At 65.8% G+C, this 23,310-nt stretch carries 16 protein-coding genes and 1 pseudogene; 5 read left to right on the top strand and 12 right to left on the bottom strand.

Translation table 11 applies throughout. The features are described from left to right. Positions 1-161 precede the first annotated feature (161 nt). Positions 162-3,302: a beta-galactosidase, LacZ type gene (lacZ, locus tag JS528_RS04505; RefSeq protein WP_240541336.1), complete on the bottom strand. Its 3,141-nt coding sequence runs from the start codon at positions 3,300-3,302 to the stop codon at positions 162-164. A 210-nt stretch (positions 3,303-3,512) separates the two neighbouring features. Here lacZ and JS528_RS11545 point away from each other — a divergent pair. Both JS528_RS11545 and JS528_RS04495 read left to right on the top strand, forming a co-directional pair. Beyond that, positions 3,513-3,740 (top strand): annotated as a pseudogene (locus JS528_RS11545) (glycoside-pentoside-hexuronide (GPH):cation symporter); the annotation flags it as partial. Positions 3,741-4,650: 910 nt separating this feature from the next. Next, on the top strand, positions 4,651-5,667 hold the full coding sequence (locus tag JS528_RS04495; RefSeq protein WP_214357901.1) for a LacI family DNA-binding transcriptional regulator: 1,017 nt from the start codon (positions 4,651-4,653) through the stop codon (positions 5,665-5,667). A 451-nt stretch (positions 5,668-6,118) separates the two neighbouring features. Here JS528_RS04495 and JS528_RS04490 read toward each other — a convergent pair whose 3' ends face one another. Continuing rightward, a complete protein-coding gene (locus tag JS528_RS04490; protein ID WP_214357900.1) occupies positions 6,119-7,459 on the bottom strand; it encodes an ABC transporter substrate-binding protein in 1,341 nt (446 codons plus the stop codon). 173 nt (positions 7,460-7,632) lie between these two features. On the opposite strand from JS528_RS04490, the gene JS528_RS04485 reads away from it, so the two are divergent. Further along, positions 7,633-8,652, top strand: coding sequence for a LacI family DNA-binding transcriptional regulator (locus JS528_RS04485; protein WP_214357899.1), 1,020 nt, complete (start codon positions 7,633-7,635; stop codon positions 8,650-8,652). Positions 8,653-9,050: 398 nt separating this feature from the next. Here JS528_RS04485 and JS528_RS04480 read toward each other — a convergent pair whose 3' ends face one another. From JS528_RS04480 to JS528_RS04470, 3 genes are all read right to left on the bottom strand, one after another. Then, positions 9,051-9,971 carry a family 43 glycosylhydrolase gene (locus tag JS528_RS04480; protein WP_214357898.1) on the bottom strand — a complete coding sequence of 307 codons (921 nt, stop codon included), beginning with the start codon at positions 9,969-9,971 and terminating at the stop codon, positions 9,051-9,053. Positions 9,972-10,229: 258 nt separating this feature from the next. Continuing rightward, the gene (locus JS528_RS04475; protein WP_214357673.1) at positions 10,230-11,219 is read right to left on the bottom strand and encodes a carbohydrate ABC transporter permease; all 990 of its coding nucleotides are present in this window, start codon (positions 11,217-11,219) and stop codon (positions 10,230-10,232) included. Further along, positions 11,216-12,145 carry a carbohydrate ABC transporter permease gene (locus tag JS528_RS04470; protein ID WP_214357897.1) on the bottom strand — a complete coding sequence of 310 codons (930 nt, stop codon included), beginning with the start codon at positions 12,143-12,145 and terminating at the stop codon, positions 11,216-11,218. Before JS528_RS04470 ends, JS528_RS04475 begins: the two co-directional genes overlap by 4 nt. A 445-nt stretch (positions 12,146-12,590) precedes the next feature. Between JS528_RS04470 and JS528_RS04465 the strand changes: the two genes are divergently transcribed. Continuing rightward, positions 12,591-12,830, top strand: coding sequence for a hypothetical protein (locus JS528_RS04465; protein ID WP_214357896.1), 240 nt, complete (start codon positions 12,591-12,593; stop codon positions 12,828-12,830). Positions 12,831-12,878: 48 nt separating this feature from the next. Continuing rightward, positions 12,879-13,928 (top strand): LacI family DNA-binding transcriptional regulator, encoded by a 1,050-nt coding sequence (locus JS528_RS04460; protein ID WP_214357895.1) that lies wholly within the window; start codon positions 12,879-12,881, stop codon positions 13,926-13,928. A gap of 105 nt (positions 13,929-14,033) precedes the next feature. On the opposite strand, the gene JS528_RS04455 is transcribed toward JS528_RS04460, so the two are convergent. From JS528_RS04455 to JS528_RS04425, 7 genes are all read right to left on the bottom strand, one after another. Beyond that, the gene (locus tag JS528_RS04455; RefSeq protein ID WP_214357894.1) at positions 14,034-14,654 is read right to left on the bottom strand and encodes a DUF3566 domain-containing protein; all 621 of its coding nucleotides are present in this window, start codon (positions 14,652-14,654) and stop codon (positions 14,034-14,036) included. 128 nt (positions 14,655-14,782) lie between these two features. After that, on the bottom strand, positions 14,783-17,446 hold the full coding sequence (gyrA, locus tag JS528_RS04450) for a DNA gyrase subunit A (protein WP_240541319.1): 2,664 nt from the start codon (positions 17,444-17,446) through the stop codon (positions 14,783-14,785). A gap of 53 nt (positions 17,447-17,499) precedes the next feature. Then, the gene (gene gyrB, locus JS528_RS04445; protein ID WP_420838181.1) at positions 17,500-19,602 is read right to left on the bottom strand and encodes a DNA topoisomerase (ATP-hydrolyzing) subunit B; all 2,103 of its coding nucleotides are present in this window, start codon (positions 19,600-19,602) and stop codon (positions 17,500-17,502) included. 146 nt (positions 19,603-19,748) lie between these two features. Next, entirely contained in the window at positions 19,749-20,219 is a 471-nt protein-coding gene (locus JS528_RS04440; protein ID WP_214357893.1) for a DciA family protein, read from the bottom strand. Continuing rightward, positions 20,216-21,400 carry a DNA replication/repair protein RecF gene (recF, locus tag JS528_RS04435; protein WP_214357892.1) on the bottom strand — a complete coding sequence of 395 codons (1,185 nt, stop codon included), beginning with the start codon at positions 21,398-21,400 and terminating at the stop codon, positions 20,216-20,218. Before recF ends, JS528_RS04440 begins: the two co-directional genes overlap by 4 nt. Positions 21,401-21,527: 127 nt before the next feature. After that, positions 21,528-22,652 carry a DNA polymerase III subunit beta gene (gene dnaN, locus JS528_RS04430; RefSeq protein ID WP_214357891.1) on the bottom strand — a complete coding sequence of 375 codons (1,125 nt, stop codon included), beginning with the start codon at positions 22,650-22,652 and terminating at the stop codon, positions 21,528-21,530. 287 nt (positions 22,653-22,939) lie between these two features. Continuing rightward, a complete protein-coding gene (locus tag JS528_RS04425; protein WP_214357890.1) occupies positions 22,940-23,278 on the bottom strand; it encodes a hypothetical protein in 339 nt (112 codons plus the stop codon). Positions 23,279-23,310: the final 32 nt, after the last annotated feature.

The raw sequence follows: 23,310 nt of genomic DNA, 5'->3' as shown, positions 1-23,310 counted from the left end.
ACTTTCTCTCGCTGGATGGGAGAACCTCGAGAATATGTACCGCTTGGCGGCGCCCAGCGGCACTTTTCCCCGGGATATCTCGAGATGTCCCGAGATGTCCCGAGATACCCGAGCATCCCGAGACGTCCCGGGATGCTCGGGATGCTCGGGATGCTCGGGACTCAGATGAGCTCGAGGGTGACGTCGAGCTTCAGCGTCCTGTCGGCGGGCAGCTGGAACTCGTCGTGGACCGGGGCGCCCCACGTGTCGTCGCCGCCGACGCCCATCTGGGCGGCAAGCAGGCGCAGGAACGTGTGGCGGACCGGCGGCAGCTCATTCTGATGCCAGGCCTCCTCGAGCATCAACGAGCTGTACGGCAGCAGGCTCGCGGCGAACGGCGCGGCGAACGGCGCGGCGCCCGGCGCGGCCGTGACGCGCATGCCGTGGCCGTCGATATCGGTAACCTCGGCCCAGCGCACGCCCTCGTGGTTGCCGGTCTCCTGCGGCACCAGATACGGCGCGAAGTCCTCGGACGCGGTACGCGAGTAGACACCCAGCTTCGCGCCGTGCAGACGGTCGGCGTAGGTCTCCTCGGGACCGAGGCCGTAGAACCTCAGATGGTCGTAGTCCTTGTGCAGCATCCATTCGAGGCCGAAGGCGGGCAGGGTCGGGGCGTCCTCCTCGCCGGCGTACTCGACGGTCAGGTGGACGCGCAGCGCGGTATCGACCGTGTACGAGACCGTGACCGGCGTGCGCTTCGCGTCGGCCAGCTCGTAGTCGTAGCGGGCGACGAGTCCGGTGCCGTCGGCGGTCCTCTCGACCGACGTGCCGACGACGCGGGCGTAGCGGCCGGCGGCGAACCACTGGGCGCGGTCGAAGCCGGAGCCGTTGCCGCGGTCGTTGTCGACGAGGGCGCGGAACGTCGTCAGGGCCGGGCGGCGGATGACCATCTCGCGATCGCCGCGGCGGAACGAGACGATGCCGCCCTGCGTCTTGGACAGCAGCACCTCGTCGGTGCCGGTATGGAGCCCCGCGTTGAAGCCGTCCTCGGCGATGGTCGCGACGGAGGCGACAGCCGGGGCGGCAGCCGGGGCGGCAGGGGCGCCGTCGTCGAACGAGACGGTCGTCGTGTGCTGGCCGAATGTGAGCTCGTAGCCGGCCGGCGCCCAGTCGGTCGCCTCGGCGAGACGCTGATCGACCTCGTACGTGACCTCGGCGCGGCCGGTCAGCGGCACCAGATCGGTGACGCGCGGGAAGGCGATCGGCTCGCGCGACTTCTCGCCGGCGGCGACGTCGAAGCGGTAGTCGGCGTGCCAGCGCTCGACGCCGTCGACGAGGACGCGCGCGGTGAACACGTAGCTGGCCGTGGAGACGAACAGGTTGTCGTTCGTGATCGTCACGCCGGACTCGTCCGGGACCAGCTTCACGTTCGCGTACAGCTGCTTGACCTCCTGCGCCTTGGGGGAGGGGGTGCGGTCGGCGAAGACGATGCCGTCGCCGGCGAACTCGTAGTCGTTCGGGCGGTCATCGAAGTCGCCGCCGTACGCGAGGCGCTCGGTGCCGTCGCCGAGCCTCTGGAACAGGGCCTGGTCGACGTAGTCCCAGATGAAGCCGCCCTGGTACTTCGGGTACTTCTCGAGCGCGGTGTACAGGTGCAGGCCGCCGGTGGAGTTGCCCATCGAGTGCGAGTATTCGCAGGAGATGTACGGCTTGACGGCGTCGTCGCCGAGGTAGCGCTCCTCGATCTCGGCCGGCTTGGCGTACATGCGGCTCTCGATGTCCGAGGCGACGGCGAACTCGGGGTCGTTGGACACTCCCTCGTAGTGCACCGGGCGGTGCGGGTCGTTGGCATGGATGAAGTCGCGCATCGTGTAGAACACGTCGCCGCCGAAGGACTCGTTGCCGAGCGACCAGATCACGACGGACGCGTGGTTGTAGTCGCGGCGCAGCATGCTCTCGGTGCGGTCGAGGCACGCGGCGCGCCACTCGTCCTTGCTGCCGGGGATGGCACGGGCGGGCTGGAACACGTCGCCCGGGTCGGTCCAGCTGCCGTGGGTCTCGAGGTTGGTCTCGTCGAGCACGTAGATGCCGTACTCGTCGCACAGCTCGTACCAGCGGATCTGGTTGGGGTAGTGGCAGGTGCGCACGGCGTTGATGTTGAGACGCTTGAACTCGCGGATATCCTGCAGCATGACCGCTTCGGACACCGCACGGCCCTCGCGCGCGTCGAACTCGTGGCGGTTGACGCCCTTGAAGACCACGCGCTTGCCGTTGATGCGCATGATGCCGTCCTCGATGGTGAAGCGGCGGAAGCCGATGCGCTGGGTCGCGACCTCGAGGACCGCGCCGGCGGCGTCGCGCACGACGAACGCGAGCGTGTACAGGTTCGGCTCCTCGGCGCTCCACGGGCGGACGTGCTCGATCGGGGCGCTCCAGTCGGTCGCGCCGGCAGCGGGCCGGGTCTCGCTCCACACGGCGGTTCCGGCGGCGTCGGTCAGGGTCGCCTCGATCTCGGCGGCGTGCTCGGCGCCCTCGACGGATGCGACGACGTCGAGCTGGCCGGTGCCGGTGACGTGGTCGTAGTCGGATTCGACCTTGAGGTCCTCGATGTGGGCGGCCGGATGCGCGGCGAGCTCGACCGAGCGGAAGATGCCGTGCATGCGCCAGAAGTCCTGATCCTCGAGCCAGCTGGCGGAGGAGAACTCGAAGACGGCGACGTCGAGCGTGTTCGTGCCTTCGCCCTTGAGGGCGGCGGTGACGTCGAACTCGCTGGGGGTGAAGGAGTCCTCGGAGTAGCCGACGAACGCACCGTTGAGCCACACGGCGATCGCGGTGGACGCGCCGTGGAAGGTCAGGGTGACGGTGTGACCGGCGGCGAGCGCGGCGGCGGTCTTCGGGTCGGCCGTGAACTCGCGGCGGTACAGGGCCACGTGGTTGTGTTCGGGGATGGCGGGGGCGACCGGCGCCTCGTGGCCGGACCACGGATACTGCTGGTTGACGTACTTGTGCGGCAGGAATCCGCGGGTCTCGAGGGTGGAGGGCACGTCGATGGTCTCGAAGCCGTCGGCGGCAGCGGCGAACGCGGCGACCGGGTCAGCGGCGAGCGCCTCCTTGCCGAGGACGGCGAGGTCGACGACCCTGACCAACCACTCGCCGTCGAGGCTCTGCCTCAGGTCGCTCGTCTCGTCCGCGCCGGAGGGAACGTGGTCGTAGAACCTGTGGCTGGAGTGCGCGGGGATGCGGTTGATCTCGAATGTACGGGGATCGTCGAGCCATGCCGGGTCGAAGCGCTCGACGCGTCCGGCCTTCTGGGAGCTGGTCATTGCTGCTGCCTTTCTTGTCATGTTCCTTCCATGCCACCGCTTCGTCGGCACGGACTGAAGTAAATCATTTACTAACGGTAGTGCAACGCGGGCCGTTGCGCAAGTTCACGCAAACATCACAGAGCCGCCGTCTGTCGATAGGCACAAATTGGTAAATACTTTAGTTACGATTTTACTCTTTATTGACAAAGGATGATCATGCGGCTCAACCGCTTCCGTTCATGGCGGCTCACCGGCGGCACCGTCTCCGCCGTGCTGCTCATGGTCGTCCCCAGCGGCATCTTCGGCCTGGTCAACGCCAACACCACCGCGTTCATGGTCGTCTTCATCATGACGTTCCTCGTGCCCGACGTCTTCTACTCCCTGCGTGACATCTCCTACTGGGACATGGTCCCGGCCATCACCACCGACTCCCACGAGCGCGGCATCTACACCGCCCGCACCTACGCGTTCGACAACGTCGCGACCTGCGGCGTGATGGTGCACCTGTGCAAGTACGTCCCGAACAACACCGCCCCGTTCTCCATCACCGGCGTCATCCCGATCGTCGCCGGCATCGAAGCCAACCTGCACTCCGCCGACGGCTCCGCCAAGTACGGCAAGGCAATCGCCAAGGCCGCGCTCCTCGGCAAGGACGTCAACGGCCTGGCCGCCTGATTCGCCCTCCGGCCCGACGGATACCCAACCGACCGGCTCTCCGGCCCGCCAACCCGCCGGAACCCCAGGCCCGCCGGGTCCTCCGACCGACCGGCCCATCCGATACTGAGGAATCGGACGTGAAAGAACCCCTTCCCGGATCCTTTCGCGTCCGATTCCTCGTATTTGCGTCCGATTCCCCAGTATCCGGGCGCAAACGCCCCTCCGCCTGTTCTCGTGTCGTCCGATACTACGGTATCGGACGTTTTCCCGTCGAATTCACCCCTCCAAACGTCCGATACCGCAGTATCGGACGCGAACTCGTCGAATTCGCACCCTCAAACGTCTGTTCCTATAGGATCGGACGCCAAACAGGCCAGCACGTCCTCCTACACGTCCGATACTGCAGTATCGGACGTATTCCCGTTTGATTCGCCCCTCCAAACGTCCGTTCCTGCAGTATTGGACCGTGTTTTCATGGAATCCGCACCCCGCAAACGTCCGATGCCGTAGGAACGGATGCGCGTGCGGGGGAGGGGTTCTCGAGACTCGCGTCCACGCTCCCTCAGCCGGGAACGGACGTGCGGGGGAGTGAGGGAACGGCGGGGCCCCGGGATATGCCCGCATGCGGTAGGATAAGCGTTAGTAAACGCATTTACCAACGCGCCGGGCAAGGGCGCGGTTCCGGCGAAGGAGCACAGGGAACACCACCATGGTCACGATCAAGGAAATCGCCAAGCAGTCGGGATTCTCCCCGGCGACCGTCTCACGCCTGCTCAACGGCGACCCGACGTTCTCGGTCAGGGAGGAGACGCGGCGCAAGATCCTCGAGGTCAGCGAGCGCCTCGGCTACGAGAGCGCCGAACGCCAGTTCGTCGCGATGCGCGACGTGGCCGTGCTCGACGCGATCACCGACGACGAGGAGCTCAACAACGCGTACTACCGCGAGCTGCGCGGCGTCCTGCTCGACACCGCCCAGCAGCTGCACGTGACGTTGTCGTTCCACACCGACATCGACACGCTCATCGGCAACGCCAACCAGTTCGACGGCTTCATCTCGATCGGACCGAAACTGTTCCCGTACGACGATCTGAAGCGTCTGCACGAGGCCCTGCCGCACGGCGTCTTCATCGACGTGAACCCGGCGCCGAACATGTTCGATTCGGTCCAGCCGGATCTCCCGCAGACCATCCTCGACGCGCTCGACCAGGCGATGGCCCGCGGCATGCACCGCATCGGCTTCATCGGCGGTGACGGACGCATGATGGGCAACCACGAGTACCCGGAGGACATACGCACGATGGCGTACCGCAACTGGACTGAACGTCTCGGCCTCGACACCGACGGCCTCATGTTCGTCGGTGGCCCGATCAGCGTGGACAACGGCCGCGCGCTCGGCGAGCAGGTCGTGGAGCGGCTGCGCGACGACATGCCGGAGTGCTTCATCGTCACCACCGACTCGCTCGCGGTGGGCGTGCTGCAGGCGTTCGCCAAGGAGGGCGTCATGGTGCCGCGAGACGTGGAGCTGATCTCCATCAACAACCAGTCGATCTCGCGCTACACGTCGCCGTCGCTGACGACGTACGCGATCGACCAGCGCGCGCTGGCGCGCACGGCCCTGCACACACTGTCCGACGCGATCAGCTACGACACCGAGGTCAAGCAGCACACGCTGCTGTCGACCTCGCTCGTCGTGCGCGACAGCTTCATGCCTGCCTCGGAAGGCTGATTACCGGGGATCCTCGACGCAGGGGTGCAACCAACCGTGTCCTGAGTCGACCCCATGCACCTCCGGACACAGGATTCCATTCGCCGTCACACCGACTCCACGCGACCAACGTCCATGTCTCCCGGACGTTTCCTCAGGTCCACGGACCGGTACTGCCCCCGCATACAGGAGGGCCGGGGCCCCGCGGAAGGCGGGACTCCGGCCTGATGGAGAGGAGATACAAGGGAAGTCTGCGGATGCCGTGTGGCCACGAGGACCGCACGACCGTTCAGTTATGCGGATGCCGACCGGTCACCGGGACCGATCGCCGAGACGATCGAGACAACCGTTCGGGGCGATCGGACGAACCCGGTCGTTCGGATGCCGCATGATGAGGTCGGGTCCGACCGGCCCGCGTCATGCGGCATCATCCATACGGATATACGGGCCGGTCGAGCGATCGGGAGCGAGATCACTCCTCGACGGTGAAGCCCTGGTCCTTGCCGTACTTGATGAGGGAGTCCTGGAAGTCGGCGATGGACTTGGAGAGCTTCTCCTCACCACGGTAGGCCTTGCCGGCGTAATCGCCGAAGGTGTTCTGGACCTGGCTCCAGAAAGGCAGGAACTGGAAGTCGCCGATCTTCTGGCCGGCGGCCTCGGCGAGCACCTTGTTGTACTCCTGACCGCCGAAGTAGGCGGTGAGCTTGTCGTTGCCCTTGAGGAAGTCGTCGGACTTCAGGGTGTCGTTGTCGGCCGGGAAGGCGCCGGCGTCGACGCGGGTCTTGATGCCCTCCTCGTTGTGGCAGCAGTACTCCATGAACTTCCACGCGGCCTCCTGGTTGGCGCCGCCCTTCGGCATCACGAGCGAGGAACCGCCGTTCTCGGAGTTGACGTTGTCGCCCTCGTTCCACTGCGGGACCGTGGCGACCTGGAACTTGCCGGCCGCATCGGGCGCGACGGAGAGCAGGTTGTTCGGCATCCAGGCGCCGATGACCAGCGAGGCGATGGTGCCGTCGTTGAGGCCCTTGTTCCATTCGTCGGACCACGAGGTGACCTTGGTGTTGATCAGGCCCTCATCCAGCATCTTCTGCCAGTAGTCGACGACCTTCTTGGTGCCCTCGTCCTTGGTCAGGTTGATGGAGACCTTCTCGCCGCTGACCTTGAACGGCGAGCCGCCGGCCTGCGCGATCAGGGACATGAAGGTGGTGGACTGGCTGTTGTCGCCGGCGTCGGAGGTGATGTAGTAGTCATCGCCCAGCGCGTGGATCTTCTTGGCGTCCTGGTAGAACTCGTCCCACGTCTTCGGGGCCTCGGTGATGCCGGCCTTCTCGAAGACCTCCTTGTTGTAGAACAGGGCGTTCGGGCCGGAATCGATCGGCAGGCCGTAGGTCTTGCCGTTGACCTGCACGCCCTTCCACGTACCCTCCTGGTAGAAGGACTCGTAGCCGCTCGTACGGCTGGAGAGGTCCTCGATCGCGTCGGAGAGCGCGAACTGGGTGACGGAGTGGTATTCCATCTGGGCGACGTCCGGGGCGCCCTTGCCGGCGGCGATGGCGTTGTTCAGCGCGACCTGGGTCTGCGCGGAGGTGCCGACGTTGTTCACCTTGACGGTGATGTTCGGGTTCTCCTGCATGAACTTCTTGGCCACGTCCTTCAGGGTGGAGTCCCAACCCCACACGGTGATGGTGGTCTTGCCGCCATCGGATCCGGAACCGCCGTTGGACGACGCGGTGTCCGAACCGCATGCCGCGACGGAGACGAGCATGGCCGCGGCGCCGATCAGCGCCACCGACTTCTTCATCGAAAAGCTCATTGTTGCTGCCTTTCTCTTCCTTGAGGCTTTGTCGTGCCGGCCCCGCAACACTCCGTGTGACCGGTTACATTTCTTGAGTATACACTGGTTGTAACCGGTCACAATCCGCGTGTCGCAGACGACGACGCGACCGACGCGCGAATCCGGCCAAGGAGTTGAATACGATGACGTACATGAAGACGGCACAGAAGAAGGTCACGATACGCGACGTCGCGCAACGGGCCGGCGTATCCTACGGCACCGTTTCCCGCTACTTGAACGGCAACGACCACGTCTCCCAGGACGCCTCGGACCGCATCGCCGCGGCCATCGACGAGCTCAAGTACACACCGAACAGGGCGGCACGCTCGCTCGCGCAGCAGCGCACGTCGACCGTGGCGCTCATCATCCAGGTCGAGTCGAACGAGACAATCGTGCAGTCCAGCGTCAGCGAGGCGATGGCCGGCGCGAACCAGACGCTCGGCGACGCCGGCTACCAGATGGTCACCCTGATCGCGAACACCGAGGACTCCACCAGGCGCATCGCGCAGCTCGTGCGCAGCGACTTCGCCGACGGCTACCTGCTGTTCTCCCTGAGCAACGACGACTCGCTCGCCAACACGTTCCTCGGTGTCGACCGTCCGGTCGTGCGCTCCGAGATCAGCGACCGCGGCGACCTGCCGTATCCGGCGGTCGATTTCGCCAACGCCGACGGCCAGCGCAACGTCACGCGATACCTGCTCAACAAGGGGCGCGACGCCCTCGTGTACGTGTGCGGCCCGGGGTATTCGCCGTCCTCGGTGAACCGCCTCGAGGGCTTCAAACAGGCGATGGGGGAGCGCTTCGACGAACGACAGGTGTACTACGCCGACGACTGGGAGATCACCAGCGGCGAGATGGCCGCGGTCGAGTTCCAGCCGATGCTCGACCACATCAACGGTTTCGTGTGCGCCAACGACAACATCGCGGTGGGCGTCATCAACCAGCTCACGCGTTTCGGCTACCGCGTACCCGAGGACATCGCGGTCACCGGCTTCGACGATTCGCCGCTCGCGATCATGGCCAACCCGAAACTCACCACGGTCAGGCAGGATTCGATCAGCCACGGCCGGGTGATGGCCGAGCTGCTGCTCGCGATGATGCGCGGCGAACAGGTCGAGGACCACTACGTGCGCCTGCTGCCCACCTCGATCGTCGAGCGCGAGTCGGCCTAACGGGCCATTTGCGTTACAAGGGGTACTTTCGGTCCATTGCGAACACCCATCTCGCTTATCAGGGGTACCTGAACGAAGTATCATGCCCCGGAAACGGCTTTACCCCGTTGCGGTCAAGCCGTTTCACGGGCCAGATACCCGTGGCAGGTACCCCTGATAACGCAGATGGACGTCTGCAACAGACCGAAAGTACCCCTCATACTCAAGAAACCCTCACATGAGGTTCCAAGATGCCGAGCCGAGCCCGACTCATGACTGAGGCACAGCCCTCAGGCTCCCGAGTTGATGCCCACGACAGCAGGTTCGGCATCACGAGCCACTTATTCCGCCATCCGGCCGTTCCTCACCCGATTGTCGCAGCGGTCGGGGAACGGCGGAATCGGCAAACGCCCGCCCGATCAGCGGTGCGTCGAACCCTCATAGGACTCGTCCCACGCAATGCTCGCTTTGCCGTCGCCGATGACGATAGGCAGCTGGACGATGGGGGAGTCGCCGAGGTCGTCCTTCATCCAGCGGTCGCCGATGAACAGGAACTCGTCGCTGTCGTACGGGTCGTCGCCGAGCGGAACGACGATGTCGACCTGCGAGTCGAAGGTCTGCGACCCGGCCGGCGCGAACAGCCGCCACTCGCTCCACGGGCCGTGCAGATCCGTGGCGGTGGAGAACATGTTGTCATTCGTGGACCAGCCGGTGAGCTTGGAGCCGAACCAGTAGTAGAGGCCGTCCTTCTTGACGATGGTCGGCGATTCGAGGCCGTACTCGTAGTCGGTGGCGCGTTCGCAGGCGACGTCCTCGACGATGGTCAGGTAGTCGTCGGACAGGCGGTAGATGTGCGTGCCGTGGTCGCGGTCCTCGCTCATCACGTAGGCCGCACCGTCGGAGTCCTGGAAGACGCCGATGTCGCGGCTGAGGTACCCGCGCCACGTGATCGTGGTCCGGAACGCGAAGGGTCCGAGCGGATCGTCGGCGACGGCGACGCCGATGTGCGCGTAGCCGTAGCCGGGCGTCTCGGCGTGGATGAGCATCACGTACTTGCCGGTCTTCGGGCAGTGCAGCACCTTCGGGCGTTCGCCGATGCGGTCGGCGCCGAGCGCGGAGCCGTCCTCCTGCACGTCGAGCACGATGCCGTGGTTCTCCCATGCGTCGAAGTCCTTGGTGGTATAGCAGGCAACGCCCTGGAACAGGTTGCCGTTGACCTTGTTCTCGCCGTACGCGTACCACGTGTCGCCGAACCGCCACACACCGATGCCGTGCAGCTGCGCGACGTTCCCATCAGTGTCCTTCGGCAGAAACGCCCCGAACCGAGTCACCGTCGTCATTGATGTTTCCTTTCTCTGGATATGAATAAAGCCCCTCCATACGCGACATGACAGCACGACGGAGGGGACCCTTAAGTTAGAGGATCCCGCTCCATACACAACATCACGGCGAAAACGGAGGGGCGTGAACGGATATGTCGTGTCCGACCGTAGGACTTGGCCGAGCGGCCCGGAGCGTGTCGGACATGACATATCCGTTCACGCCCCGGACACCGCACGAAACCACGTTCACGTCCCACGGTCATGACATAGCAGTCATCACTCCTTGACGGCGCCTGCGGCGAGGCCGGACTGCCAGTACTTCTGCAGGCACAGGAACGCGATCACGAGCGGGATGATCGTGATCAGCGAGCCCGTGATCACGAGGTTCTGGATCGCCTGGCCGCCCGCGGTGGACGCCTGGTCCTTCCACTGGTTCAGGCCGATCGTCAGCGGGTACCAGTCGGCGTCCTTGAGCATGATCAACGGCAGGAAGTAGTTGTTCCACGTCGCCACGATCGTGAACAGGGCGGTCGTGACGATGCCGGGCGCCAGCAGCGGCAGGCTGATGGTCCAGAAGGTGCGGAACTCGCTGGCGCCGTCGACGCGCGCGGCCTCGAGCAGCTCGGTCGGGACCGCCTGCTCGGAGAAGATCCACATGAGGTACAGGCCGAACGGGCTGATCAGCGACGGGATGATCATGGCCCACGGGGTGTTCGTCAGACCCAGCTTGGCGAACAGCAGGAACTGCGGGACCGCCAGCGCGATGCCCGGCACGGAGATCGAGCCGATGATCACCGCGAACACGGCCTTGCGGCCCGGGAAGCGGAACTTCGCCAGCGCGTAGCCGCCCATGATCGCCAGCAGGGTCGCGCCGCCGGCGCCGACCACCACGTACAGGAGCGTGTTGACCAGCCAGCGGCCGAAGATGCCGTCCTGGTACGTGAACACCGTCGCGATGTTGTCGAACAGGGCGAACGTCCTGCCGAAGCCCAGGCCGAAGGTCGAGGTGAAGTCGGCCTGGGTCTTGGTGGCGTTGATCATCAGGTAGACGAACGGGAACAGGCAGTACACCGCGAAGATCGCGCACACCACCGTCATCCACGTCGAACGGCGCGGGTTGTTCACGTTCGCGAAACCCGCCTTCTCGGCGCGGCGGCGCTCGGCGGCCTCGTCCCTGGCGACCCTCCTCTGGCGTTCCTTCTCGGCCCTGCGGGCGGCCCTCTCCTGCTCGCGCAGCGACTGCGCGGAAGTTGTTGCTGCACTCACTTCATCTGCTCCTTCATGCTGTTGAGCTGGACCGCGTACGCGATCGCCATCGTGATGACCGCCATCGTGATCGCCAGCGCGGCGGCGTAGTTCGACTGGTTGCCGGAGAACGACAGGTTATACGCGTACATGTTCGGCGTGTAGTACGTCGTGATCGCATTGCCCGGCACCATGTTCTGCAGAATCGAGGGCTCGTTGAACAGCTGGAACGAGCCGATGATCGAGAAGATCACCGTGATCGCCAGCGACCCCTTGAGCTCGGGCAGCTTGATCGACTTGACGATCTGCCACTCGGACGCGCCGTCGATGGACGCGGCCTCGTACAGCGAGTGCGGGATCGTGGACAGGGAGCTGTAGAAGATCAGCATGTTGTAGCCCGTGAACTCCCACGTCACGATGTTGCCGATCGACGCCAGCAGGACGCTCGGGGCGAACAGATCGAAGTTGGTGCCCAGCACGTCGTTGAGCGAACCCACGAGGCCGTACTTGGCGCCGTACACGAAGCCCCAGATCAACGTCGAGACCACGGCCGGCACCGCGTAGGGCAGGAACGTCGAGATGCGGAAGAACTTCGCGCCGTGCAGCTTCATCGAATCCAGCGCCAACGCCATCGCCGCGGACAGGAACAGCATGATCGGCACCTGCACGCACGTGAACAGCGCCACGCGGCCGACCGAGCTCCAGAACTGGGCATCCACGAACAGACGCGTGTAGTTCTCGAAACCGACGAACTTCGTGCCGCCGATCATCTGCTTCTTGAAGAACGAGATGTAGATCGCGTACACGATCGGAATGATGAACACGAACACGAACACCACCGCGAACGGGCCCATGAACTTCCAACCACGCCAATCCGCCCTGTGCCTGTTCTGCCGGCCCACCGACGCCTGCCCGGGCATCGTTGCGGCCGAATCGATCGAGGCCATTGCTCGACTCCTCTCCTTTGAAAGAGCTCCTCCGTAGACCAACCGGCATGTAACCGGTCACAGTATTCAGTGTAGCACCGATGTGACCGGTCACACAAGGAACTCGATAAATTTTTAGTAACGATTGTTTACTTGGCTGCAGCGGGGCTGTCGTCGTCGAGCGGACGACGGTACCACGTGTCGTCCGGCACGACCGGCCTGATCGTCCCGTCGGCGTTGAACTCGAGCGGCGCGAACGCGACCTCGCGGCGGTATCCGCTGCCGCACTCGGCGTCGAACAGGTGGTAGGCGAGGATCCACTAGTCGGTTCCGGGGATGTGGATCACGCCGTGATGGCCGGTGCCGACGATGCCGACGGCCGGGTTCTGCTCGACCAGCACGCCGCGCTCGGTCCAGGGCCCCGGATCGACGGGCCGGTCGCGTATTTGACGCAGTACTCCGGGTCGTGCGCGTCGTCAACGCGACCGACGAGCCGCACGCCGTCGCGCTGGACGTCGACGAGCCGGTCGACGGCCGCGCCGAGGCCGAGATCACGATGCTCGCGGCGCCATGGGACGCGGGCCGGCCGTTCGAGGCGGCACCGGCCGAACCGACCGTGCGCCGCGTGCCGGCCGCCGCGCTCGCACGGATCGACGTGACGGCGTACTCGCTGTCCGTCGTCACCCTGCCGGACGACGCCCGATGACGCCCCGTTTCGTATGCTTGGAACCAGTTCGTTAAGGAGTAATCACCCATGGTCACGATGAAGGATGTCGGAAAGGCGGCGGGAGTGTCCGCGATGACGGTGTCGAACGTCCTGCGGGGCAACGACAACGTCGCGCCGGACACCGCGCGACGCGTGCGCGAGGCCGCCGACAGGCTCCATTACCGTCTCAACACCACCAGTCTGTCCGCGCGCAGTCTGCGCGTGAACACGAGCCGCAAGGCCTCGGGCTCGCGCACGATCGGTCTGGCGATCTTCGAGCTGGACCGGCCGTACCCGGCACAGCTCGCCTCGCTGATCTCGCAGACGGCCGAGGAGCGCGGCTACCAGACCGTCGTCCAGCAGACGCGCATCGACGAGCACAACGAGCGTTCGATCATCGAACGCATGTCGAACCAGTTCTGCGACGGTCTGATCTTCAGTTCCAGCCGGCTGTCGGCCGACGAGATCGAGCAGCTGTCGAACCACCGTCCGACGGTCCTGCTCGACGACGACCGCCCGCAGCAGGACATCGACACGATCCTCACGCCCAGCGAATCGGGATCGCAGGCCGCGATCGAATACCTGTACTCGCAGGGCGCCCGGCGCATCGGCATCGTCGGCGGCAATCCGGACGAACGGACCGACGTGCCGCTGCTGGAGACGTACCACGACGCGCGTCACCGGCGTCTGCTGGGCTGCCGCCGCGCGTTCCACCGGCTCGGTCTGACGTGGAGCGAGGACCGCATCATCACCACCGCGTGGGGCGATGTGGACGCGCGCCGCGCGATCCACGAGCAGGAGGCGAAGGTGCGCGACTGCGACGCGCTGTACTGCATGACCGACACGATCGCGTTCGGCGTGCTGCGCGGCCTGCACGACATAGGCGTGCGTGTGCCGGAGGACATGAGGGTGATGAGCTTCGACGGCATCGCGATGGGCGCGCTGACCGTGCCGGCGCTGACCACGGTGGCGGTCGACATCGAGCTGATCGCCACACAGGCCGTGGACCTGCTCATCCGGCGCATCGACGACGAACCGAACCTCGGCCGCCAGCGCATCACCGTCGGCTACCACATCGAACGGCGCGAATCGGCCTGATTCGTCCGACCGGCAGACACCCCGATCGACCGGTCGAGGCGCGGATACGCGAAGACCCCACCGCGAGGTGGGGTCTTCATCTTGAAGTCGGTGTTCGCCGGGCGATCAGTCGTCGCCGAGGGTGACGTGGATGCCGCCGACCAGCGAGCTGACCACGTTGTAGATCGCGGCGAGGATCGTGCACAGCAGCGTCCACAGGATGATGCCGACGATCGCCAGGATCGTCACGACGCTCAGCACGGTGGGCAGCGAGAAGATGCTGGCCAGGTTGAGGTCGTCGGTGGCCAGACCCGTCGAGGAGACGATGCTCGTGATGTTGCTGAAGATGCCGATGGCGCTCAGCAGCAGCCACAGGAGCGTGGCGGCCACGATCTGGATGACCGCGCCGGCGACGCCCATCATGAACGACACCTTGGCGACGCTCCACACGTTCAGACGCGTGAGCGACAGGTTCATGCGGCGGGCACGCGGGGTGCCGCGGCGCACGGACGGACGCACGGAGGAGGCTTCGCCGCCGCGGGCGGACTCGGCCGGCTTGTTGGACGCGACGGAACGCGCCACGCGGGGCGCATGGCCCTCGGAGGGCTGCTCCGCCGGCGCGACGGCCGGTGCGGCCGGCTGCTCGCCCGTCGGGATGGCGGTCGTCGCTCCGGACTGCTCGGGACGCTCCGGCAGCGCCACCTCGGGCACGGCGCCCTCTCGCTGCTCTTCACGGTTGTCGCTCATATTGCTCCTTCACGATTCCGCTGGTCTTCAGGCGTGATGAAAATCTGTAGCCGAGACTAGCAATCTTCACAGACGATTATGCGGCGGCGCTCAGGCCCTGCACGGATTCTCCGTGCAGGGCCCGTCCGTCAGGCGTTCTCCGACGGCTCGGCGGCCTCGGCCGGGGCGACGACGGTCTCCGCCGCGGGCTGCGCGCCCTCGGCCTGGGTCTCCTCCGCCTCGTCCTCGTCCTTTTCGGCGTTCAGGGCGATGGAGATGATCTCGTCGCCCTTGTCGGGCTTAGCGAGGGTGACGCCCTGGGTGTTGCGGCCGGTGCGCTTGACCTCGGCCACGTCGGAGCGGATCACCTTGCCGGACTTCATGATGGCCATGACCTGGTCGTCCTCGGACACGACGAGCGCGCCGACCAGCGAGCCGCGGCCCTCGGCCAGCTGCACGGCCTTGACGCCGTAGCCGTTGCGGCCCTGCAGTCGGTACTCCTCGATGGCCGTGCGCTTGGCGAAGCCCTCGTCGGTGACGACGAGCAGGTCCTTGTCGGTGTCGCCCCAGACGACGTCCATCGCGAGCAGCTCGTCGCCGTCGCGGAACTTCATGCCCTGCACGCCGGCGGTCTGGCGGCCCATCGGACGCAGCTGGTCGTCGTCGGCCTGGAACTTGAGGCTCATGCCGAGCTTGGAGACGAGGATGATGTCGTCCTCGGCGTTGCACAGCGCGGCGCCGATGAGCTCGTCGGCGTTCTCGCCGTTCTCGTCGGCCATCAGGCGCACGGCGATCAGGCCTCCCTGACGCGGCGAATCGTACTCGGACAGGGCCGTCTTCTTGACCTTGCCGGAGCGGGTGGCGAGCACCAGGTACTTGGTCACCTCATAGTTCGGGATGGACAGCACGGCCTGGATGGTCTCGTCCGGGCCGAACTGCAGCAGGTTCGCCACGTGCTGGCCCTTGGAGTCGCGCGAGCCCTCGGGCAGCTCGTATGCCTTGATGCGGTACACGCGGCCCTTGTTGGTGAAGAACAGCAGCCAGTTGTGCGTGGACGTGAGGAAGAAGTGGTCGACCACATCGTCCTCGCGCAGCTTGGCGCCCTTGATGCCCTTGCCTCCGCGGTGCTGGGCGCGGTACTCGTCGGCCTTGGTGCGCTTGATGAAGCCGGAGTGCGTGACCGTGACGACCACGTTCTCCTCGGGGATCAGGTCCTCGTCGGTCATCTCGCCGGAGAACGGCAGGATGCGCGTACGGCGCTCGTCGCCGTACTTCGCGACGATCTCGTCGAGCTCGTCGCCGACGATCTTCCGCTGGCGCTCGGGCTTGGCGAGGATGTCGTTGTAGTCGGCGATGCGGCGCTGGAGCTCGTTGTGCTCGTCGATGATCTTCTGCGCCTCCATGTTCGCCAGTCGCACCAGCTGCATGGACAGGATCGCGTCGGCCTGCACCTGATCGATGTCGAGGAACTCCATCAGCTTCGGACGGGCGTCGTCACGGCCCTGGCTGGAGCGGATGAGGCGGATGACCTCCTCGATGGCGTCGAGCGCCTTCAGGAGGCCCTGCAGGATGTGGTCGCGCTCCTCGGCCTCGCGCTTGAGGTACGCGGTGCGGCGGGCGATCACGTCGAGCTGGTGGGCGACCCAGTGGCGCACGAACGCGTCGAGCGAGAGAGTGCGCGGCACGCCGTCGACGAGCGCGAGCATGTTCGCGCCGAACGTCTGCTGCAGCTGGGAGTGCTTGTACAGGTTGTTGAGCACGACCTTCGGCACGGCGTCGCGCTTGAGCACGAGCACGAGGCGCTGGCCGGTGCGGCCGGAGGTCTCGTCGCGCATGTCGGCGATGCCCTGGATCTTGCCGTCGCGCACGGCCTCGCGGATGGAGACGACGAGGCGGTCCGGGTTGACCTGGTACGGCAGCTCGGTGACCACCAGGCACATGCGGCCCTTGATCTCCTCGGTGTTGACCACGGCGCGCATGGTGATCAGACCGCGGCCGGTGCGGTACGCCTGCTCGATGCCCTTGTGGCCGAGGATGGTCGCGCCGGTGGGGAAGTCCGGTCCCTTGATGCGGGCGATGAGCGCCTCGAGCAGCTCCTCGCGGCTCGCGTCCGGGTGCTCGAGCGCCCAGTGGACGCCGTCGGCGACCTCGCGCATGTTGTGCGGCGGGATGTTGGTCGCCATGCCGACGGCGATGCCGGACGAGCCGTTGCACAGCAGGTTCGGGAAGCGCGAGGGGAGCACGGTGGGCTCCTGCGTCTTGCCGTCGTAGTTGGGCACGAAGTCGACGGTCTCCTTGTCGATGTCGCGCACCATCTCCATCGACAGCGGGGCCATGCGGCACTCGGTGTAACGCATGGCAGCGGCCGGGTCGTCGCCGGGGGAGCCGAAGTTGCCCTGGCCGTCGACGAGCATGTAGCGCATCGACCACGACTGGGCCATGCGCACGAGGGTGTCGTAGATCGCGGAGTCGCCGTGCGGGTGGTACTTGCCCATGACGTCGCCGACGACGCGGGAGCACTTGTTGTAGCCGCGGTCGGGACGGTAGCCACCGTCGTACATCGCGTAGATGACGCGGCGGTGCACCGGCTTCATGCCGTCGCGCACGTCCGGCAGGGCGCGGTCCACGATGACGCTCATCGCGTACGCGAGGTAGGAGTCGCGCATCTCCTGCTGGAGGTCCTTCTTCTGGATGCGCTCACCGGTCATCAGGCCGTAGTCGGTGTTGTCAGCCTCCTGGGGGCTCAACGGCTCCATCGAGCCGTCGCTGTTCGGCTGGTCGTCGAAACCGCCGTTGTTGTTCTCGTCTGCCAATGTACTTCCTTTATCCGTTCCGGTCCCCCTCGCCGAGGGGGACCGATGTCATATCACGCGTCGATCCAGGCGGCGTTGCGGGCGTTGCGCTGGATGAAGAGACGACGCGGCTCGACCTCGTCGCCCATGAGCATCGAGAACGTCTCGTCGGCCGCGGCCGCGTCCTCGATCTGCACCTGCTTGAGCACGCGGTGCTCCGGATCCATGGTCGTCTCCCACAGCTCCTGATAGCTCATCTCGCCCAGACCCTTGTAGCGCTGGATACCCTCGCCCTTGGGCAGCTGACGGCCCTTGGCGCGCCCCTCGGCGAGCACGCGGTCGCGCTCGGAGTCGGTGTACACGAAGTCGTGCGGGCCCTTGGTCCACTTGAGGCGGTACAGCGGCGGCATGGCCACGTACACGTAGCCGGCGGTGATCATCGGACGCATGTAGCGGAAGAAGAGCGTGAGGTTCAGCGTGGCGATGTGCGCGCCGTCCACATCGGCATCGGCCATGATGATGACCTTGTGGTAACGCACCTTGGACAGGTCGAAGTCCTCGCCGTAGCCGCCGCCGACGGCCGTGATGAGCGACTCGATGGTGTCGGACTTCATCATGCGGTCGAGGCTGGCGCGCTCGGTGTTGAGGATCTTGCCTCGCAGCGGCAGGATCGCCTGCGTGATCGGGTTGCGGCCCTGGATGGCGGAGCCGCCTGCCGAATCACCCTCGACGATGAACAGCTCGCACTCCTCCGGGTTGCTCGACTGGCAGTCCTTGAGCTTGTCCGGCATGCCGGCCGACTCGAAGATCGACTTGCGGCGGGTGTTCTCGCGCGCCTTCTTGGCGGCGATGCGGGCGCGGGACGCCTCGATCGCCTTCTGGATGATGTTCTTGGCCTCGCCCGGGTGCGCGTCGAGCCAGTCGCCGAGCTTGTCGGTCATGACGCGCTGGACGAAGGTCTTCGCCTCGGAGTTGCCGAGCTTGGTCTTGGTCTGGCCCTCGAACTGCGGGGTGGTGAGCTTGACGGACACCACGGCCGTCAGGCCCTCGCGCACGTCGTCTCCGGAGAGGTTCTCGTCCTTGTCCTTGAGGATGTTCTTCTCGCGCGCGTAGCGGTTGATCAGACCGGTCAGTGCGGCGCGGAAGCCCTCCTCGTGGGTGCCGCCCTCGGTGGTGGAGATCGTGTTGGCGAAGGTGTGCACCGACTCGGAGTAGGCGGTGGTCCACTGCATCGCGATCTCGGCGGAGATGCCGAGCTTCAAGTCCTCGGCGTCGAAGTTGATGACCTCGTCCTCGACCGGCGTGGACTTGCGCGACTTGACGAGGTACGCGACGTAGTCCTGGATGCCGTTCATGTACTGGTAGGTGACGGTCTGGTGCGTCTCCTCGAGCGCGTTGTCGCCGTCGCCGGTGACCTCGTCGCCGGCCTCGTCGAGCTGGCGCAGGTCGGTGAGGGTGATCTTGAGGCCCTTGTTGAGGAACGCCATCTGCTGGAAGCGGGCGCGCAGGGTCTCGAAGTCGTAGACCGTGGTCTCGAAGATCGCCGGGTCCGCCCAGAAGGTGACGGACGTGCCGGTCGACTCGCCCTCGGCCATCGGCTCGCCCTGCGCCAGACGCGCGGTCGGGCGCTGGTCGATGTAGGTCTGCGTCCAGTGGAATCCCTGGCGGCGCACCTCGACGTCCACGCGCGTGGACAGCGCGTTGACCACGGAGATGCCGACGCCGTGCAGACCGCCGGAGACCGCGTATCCGCCGCCGCCGAACTTGCCGCCGGCGTGCAGCTTGGTCATGACCGTCTCGACGCCGGAGATGCCCTCGCCGGGCACGATGTCGACCGGGATGCCGCGGCCGTCGTCGACGACGCGGATGCCGTTGTCCGGCAGGATCGACACCTCGATGTGGCTCGCGTAGCCGGCGAGCGCCTCGTCGACGGAGTTGTCGACGATCTCGTAGACGAGGTGGTGCAGGCCGCGCGGGCCTGTGGAACCGATGTACATGCCCGGGCGGATGCGCACCGCCTCGAGGCCTTCGAGCACCTTCAGATCGGAGGCGTCGTAGTGCTCGGGTGTCATCGACTCGTCGAGCTCGCCTTCCTGCAATTCGGTGTTGTTGATGTGTTCGTCCGCGGCCTTGAGCTGTTCTTCCTTGCTCTCGGCCTTGTCCAACGAATCCGCCACAGGGCTTCCTCCTGCATTTTCACTTCACGCGAGGGGTTGTCTCGCGGGTCTTTGCCTCAAAATCGCGTTCTACGGGGTCTTGGAGCGATTTGACCATACTGCATGTGATTCTACTCGTCTTGCACGACTATGGCCATATACGGGCCTTATTTTCTTCTGGCCCACCTGCGGGTGTATCCGGCGGTCGGACCGACCACCCTGATGTCGGCGATGTCGAGTCCCTCGAGGTTGCGGCGGATGGTCTCGTTCAGCTGCGGCAGCAGATAGGTCAGCTGTGTGGCCCAGACCGGCGATTCGGTGCCGATGGTGAGCACTCCGTCCTTGAACGCGATGACGTGTGAGTGCTGGGCGACGGCGGGTCCGACGACCCGGTCCCAGTGGTTGTTGAGTTCGGAGATCTTCAGGTGCGGGATCCAGTCGCCGTCGCGGGCGATGAGGTTCGCGACGCCGCCGAGCCGGGACGGCTCGCGCCCGGGCTTGCCGAAGCTCTCCCACGCCTTCTCGGCGCGTTCGGCGCGCAGTCTGCGGGTGTCCTCGCGCGCCGCGTAGCGCTCGAACACCTGCGCCGGCAGCTCGCGTTGGTCGAGCCTGAGCGTGACGGCGATCGGCGGCCTCATCGCACGGGCTCCGGTCCGTCCGCCCGCACGTCGCCGTCGCAGGGGAGCAGCGAGGCGACGTCGATGACGTTGGTGCGCGATCCGTCGGACGCAAGGTCGGGGATGTCGCCGGGGGCCGCGGCGGTGACGAGCACCTGGTCCTGTCCGGCGGCGAAGGCGAGGATCTGCGCGCGGCGGGAATCGTCGAGCTGGGCGAACACGTCGTCGAGGATGACGATCGGCTTCACGCCGCGGTCGGCGGACACGGCCTCGAACAGCGCCATCCTCAGGGCGAGGGCCATCGTCCACAGCTCGCCGTTCGAGGCGAACTCGCGCGCGGGAACGCCGTCGAGCGTGACGGCGAGATCGTCGCGCTGCGGGCCGATCAGGTTGACGCCGCGGGCCACCTCCCCGGCGTACAGGCGCTGGAAGTGCGCGGCGATCGCGGATCGGGGGTCGCCGTCGCCGGCCGCCGCGACCTCCTCGAACGAGGGCGCGTAGGCCAGCCCGGCCTCGCCTTTGCCGGACGCGAGCCGCGCGTAGATCGAGGCGAACGTGCCCGCGAGGCGCCCGACGATCCGCTCGCGCATGCGCGTCAGGTCGACGCCGGCCTCGATGAACTGGCCGGTCCAGATCTCCAGGCCGCTCAGCGCCGCATCGAACGATCCCTCGCGCTGGCCCAGCTGCTTGAGCAGCGCGGCCCGCTGGCGGGCGATGCGCGTGAACTGCTGGAGCGTCGCGGCGTACCGGGGCGCCAGCAGCGCGCCGGCCTGATCGATCAGGGCGCGCCGGGCGGCGGGCTCGCCCGAGACGAGCCGCTGGTCGTCGGGGGTGAACGAGACCGACGGGACGAGGCCGACGATGTCGCGCAGGTAGCGGGAGGCGCCGGAGTCGATGCGTGCGCGGTTCGCGCCGCGGGCGGCGATCGTGGCCTCGTAGGTGGTGACGCGCTCGTCCCCGGCGCCGGAGGCGGGTTCGACGACGTTGGCGCGGATCACGGCCTTGGACTCGCCCCGCTCGACCAGCGGCAGCGAGGAGGAGGTGCGATGGCTGGAACCGGTGGAGAGCACCTCGATCGCCTCGACGATGTTGGTCTTGCCGAGGCCGTTCGCGCCGACCAGCACGTTCACGTGCGGCGCGAGATCGACCACGAGGGCGCTCCACGAGCGGTAGTGGTCGAGCGCGAGGCGCGAGATGTACACGACTGGCTCCTTCGGACGGGTGCCGTTTGCGGCGGTTTCCAGGGTTTTCTCTGTTGTTTTCGCCGACTTTCGCATTCTGTGAAAACTTGCGAAACGAATGCGAAAGTCGGCGGGAAAGTCCGATGCGTCAGCTGTTGAAGCGCATCGGGACGAGCAGGTAGCGGTAGTCCATCGACTCGTCGGAGTCGGCCTCCTGCTGGCCGTTGAACTCGACGGGCTTGACGGCGGTCGTCATCTTCATGCGCACGAACGGCTCGGTGATCGCGGACAGACCCTCGATCAGGTAGCTCGGGTTGAACGCGACGGTGATGTCCTCGCCGTCCATGTCGATGTCGAGCGTCTCGGTGGCCTGCGCCTCGTCGATCGCGCCGGCGGACAGCGTCAGCTCCTGGCCGGAGAAGACCATGCGGATCGGGGCGTTGCGCTCGGCGACCAGCGCGACTCGCTTGATCGCGCCGATCAGCGCGGTCTTGTCGATGACCGCCTGGATCGGGTACTCGTCGGCGAAGAGTCGGTCGACCGCCGGGAACTCGCCGTCGATCAGCTGCGAGGTCGAGGTGCGGCCGGCGTTCTCGAAACCAAGCAACGACGGGCTTTCCGTGTCGAAATCGAGAACCACGTTCTGGTGCTCGTCGAGCGAACGGGACACATCGCGCAGCAGCGAGCCGCGCACCAGGGTGGTGGTGTTCACGTCCGGGTCCTGCGGGGTCCAGGTGAAGCTGGCGCGCGACAGACGGAAACGGTCGGTCGAGGTCATGATCACCTTGTCGCCGTCGAACTGCATGCGCACGCCGGTGAGGACCGGGCGGTTCTCTTCGCGGGAGACCGCGACGCACGCCTGGGCGACGGCCTGCACGAACGTCGGAGCATCGACCTGACCCAACTTCGGCGGAATTCCGGGCAGATCCGGGTATTCGGCGGCCGGCATCAGCTGCAGGGTGAAGGTCGACTTGCCCGAGGTGATCGTCATTGTCGACTCATTCGTGGCGAGGTAGGTCTTCTCGGCGGGCAACGACTTGGTGATGTCGGCGAGCAACTTGCCCAGCACGAGCACCGAACCGGACTCGTCGACGCCGGCCTCGATGTGGTGTCGGGCCGAGATCTCGTAGTTGAAGGCCGAAAGCTGCAGCGTGCCGTCGATCGCCTCGAGCTTGATGCCGGCCAGAATGGGGTTCGAGGGGCGCGCGTCGATGACTCGAGTGGTCCAGGCCACCGCGTCAGCGAGCGCGGCGGAGTTGATTTCTACCTTCATTGATGCTCTCTTTCGTCGTTTCGGCGCACGCGCAACGTCGCGTACGGTCGGGTTTTCCAGCTGGGACTCATTCTAGCGGCGGTTCGGCGCCCCACTTTTGCCGCTCGCTTCGCTCGCGCGAAAAGTGGGGTAACGGATGATGGTGAGAAGAAGAGAACGTAAGTAGTAGTCGTAATAAGGGCTGTGGATAGTGTGGAAAAGTGGGGCGTCCCGTTCTGGCGCCTGATATTCCGACATGCCCCACTTTGTGGATAACTGGTGCCGAGTGATGTGGAAAACCACCCGACTTATCCACAGGCTTCGCGTTCGAAGTGGGGCATCCACATTCGAGGCCAGTTTACCCACTGCTTATCCACAATGAAAGCCGGGGTAATCCACCAGTTCTCCACCGAGGTTACCCACATTTGTGAATAACCATGTGGATAACTTTTCTCCGAATTCGTCGCCGCATCGGAGTGTTGCGGGGCGTTCGCGGCCGGGAGAATCGTTTCTGGCGACGATTTTCGTCGATTTTCGCGGGTGGTCCGCAAAACCTGTGAAATCGGTTTCTGTGCGCGATCCTCCCGGACGGGAAGGGCGATTTTCAAAAAAATCGCGGCGCGCTTCGCGCGCATAATGGTCATCATGGAACCTTGATCCCGTTGCAGGTCAAGTTGAC

Source organism: Bifidobacterium santillanense (genome assembly GCF_018555385.1).
In the GTDB taxonomy this organism is placed as follows: Bacteria; Actinomycetota; Actinomycetes; order Actinomycetales; family Bifidobacteriaceae; genus Bifidobacterium; species Bifidobacterium santillanense.
Note: the sequence above shows the minus strand (reverse complement) of the source record. Positions and strands in the feature narration are given on the sequence as shown.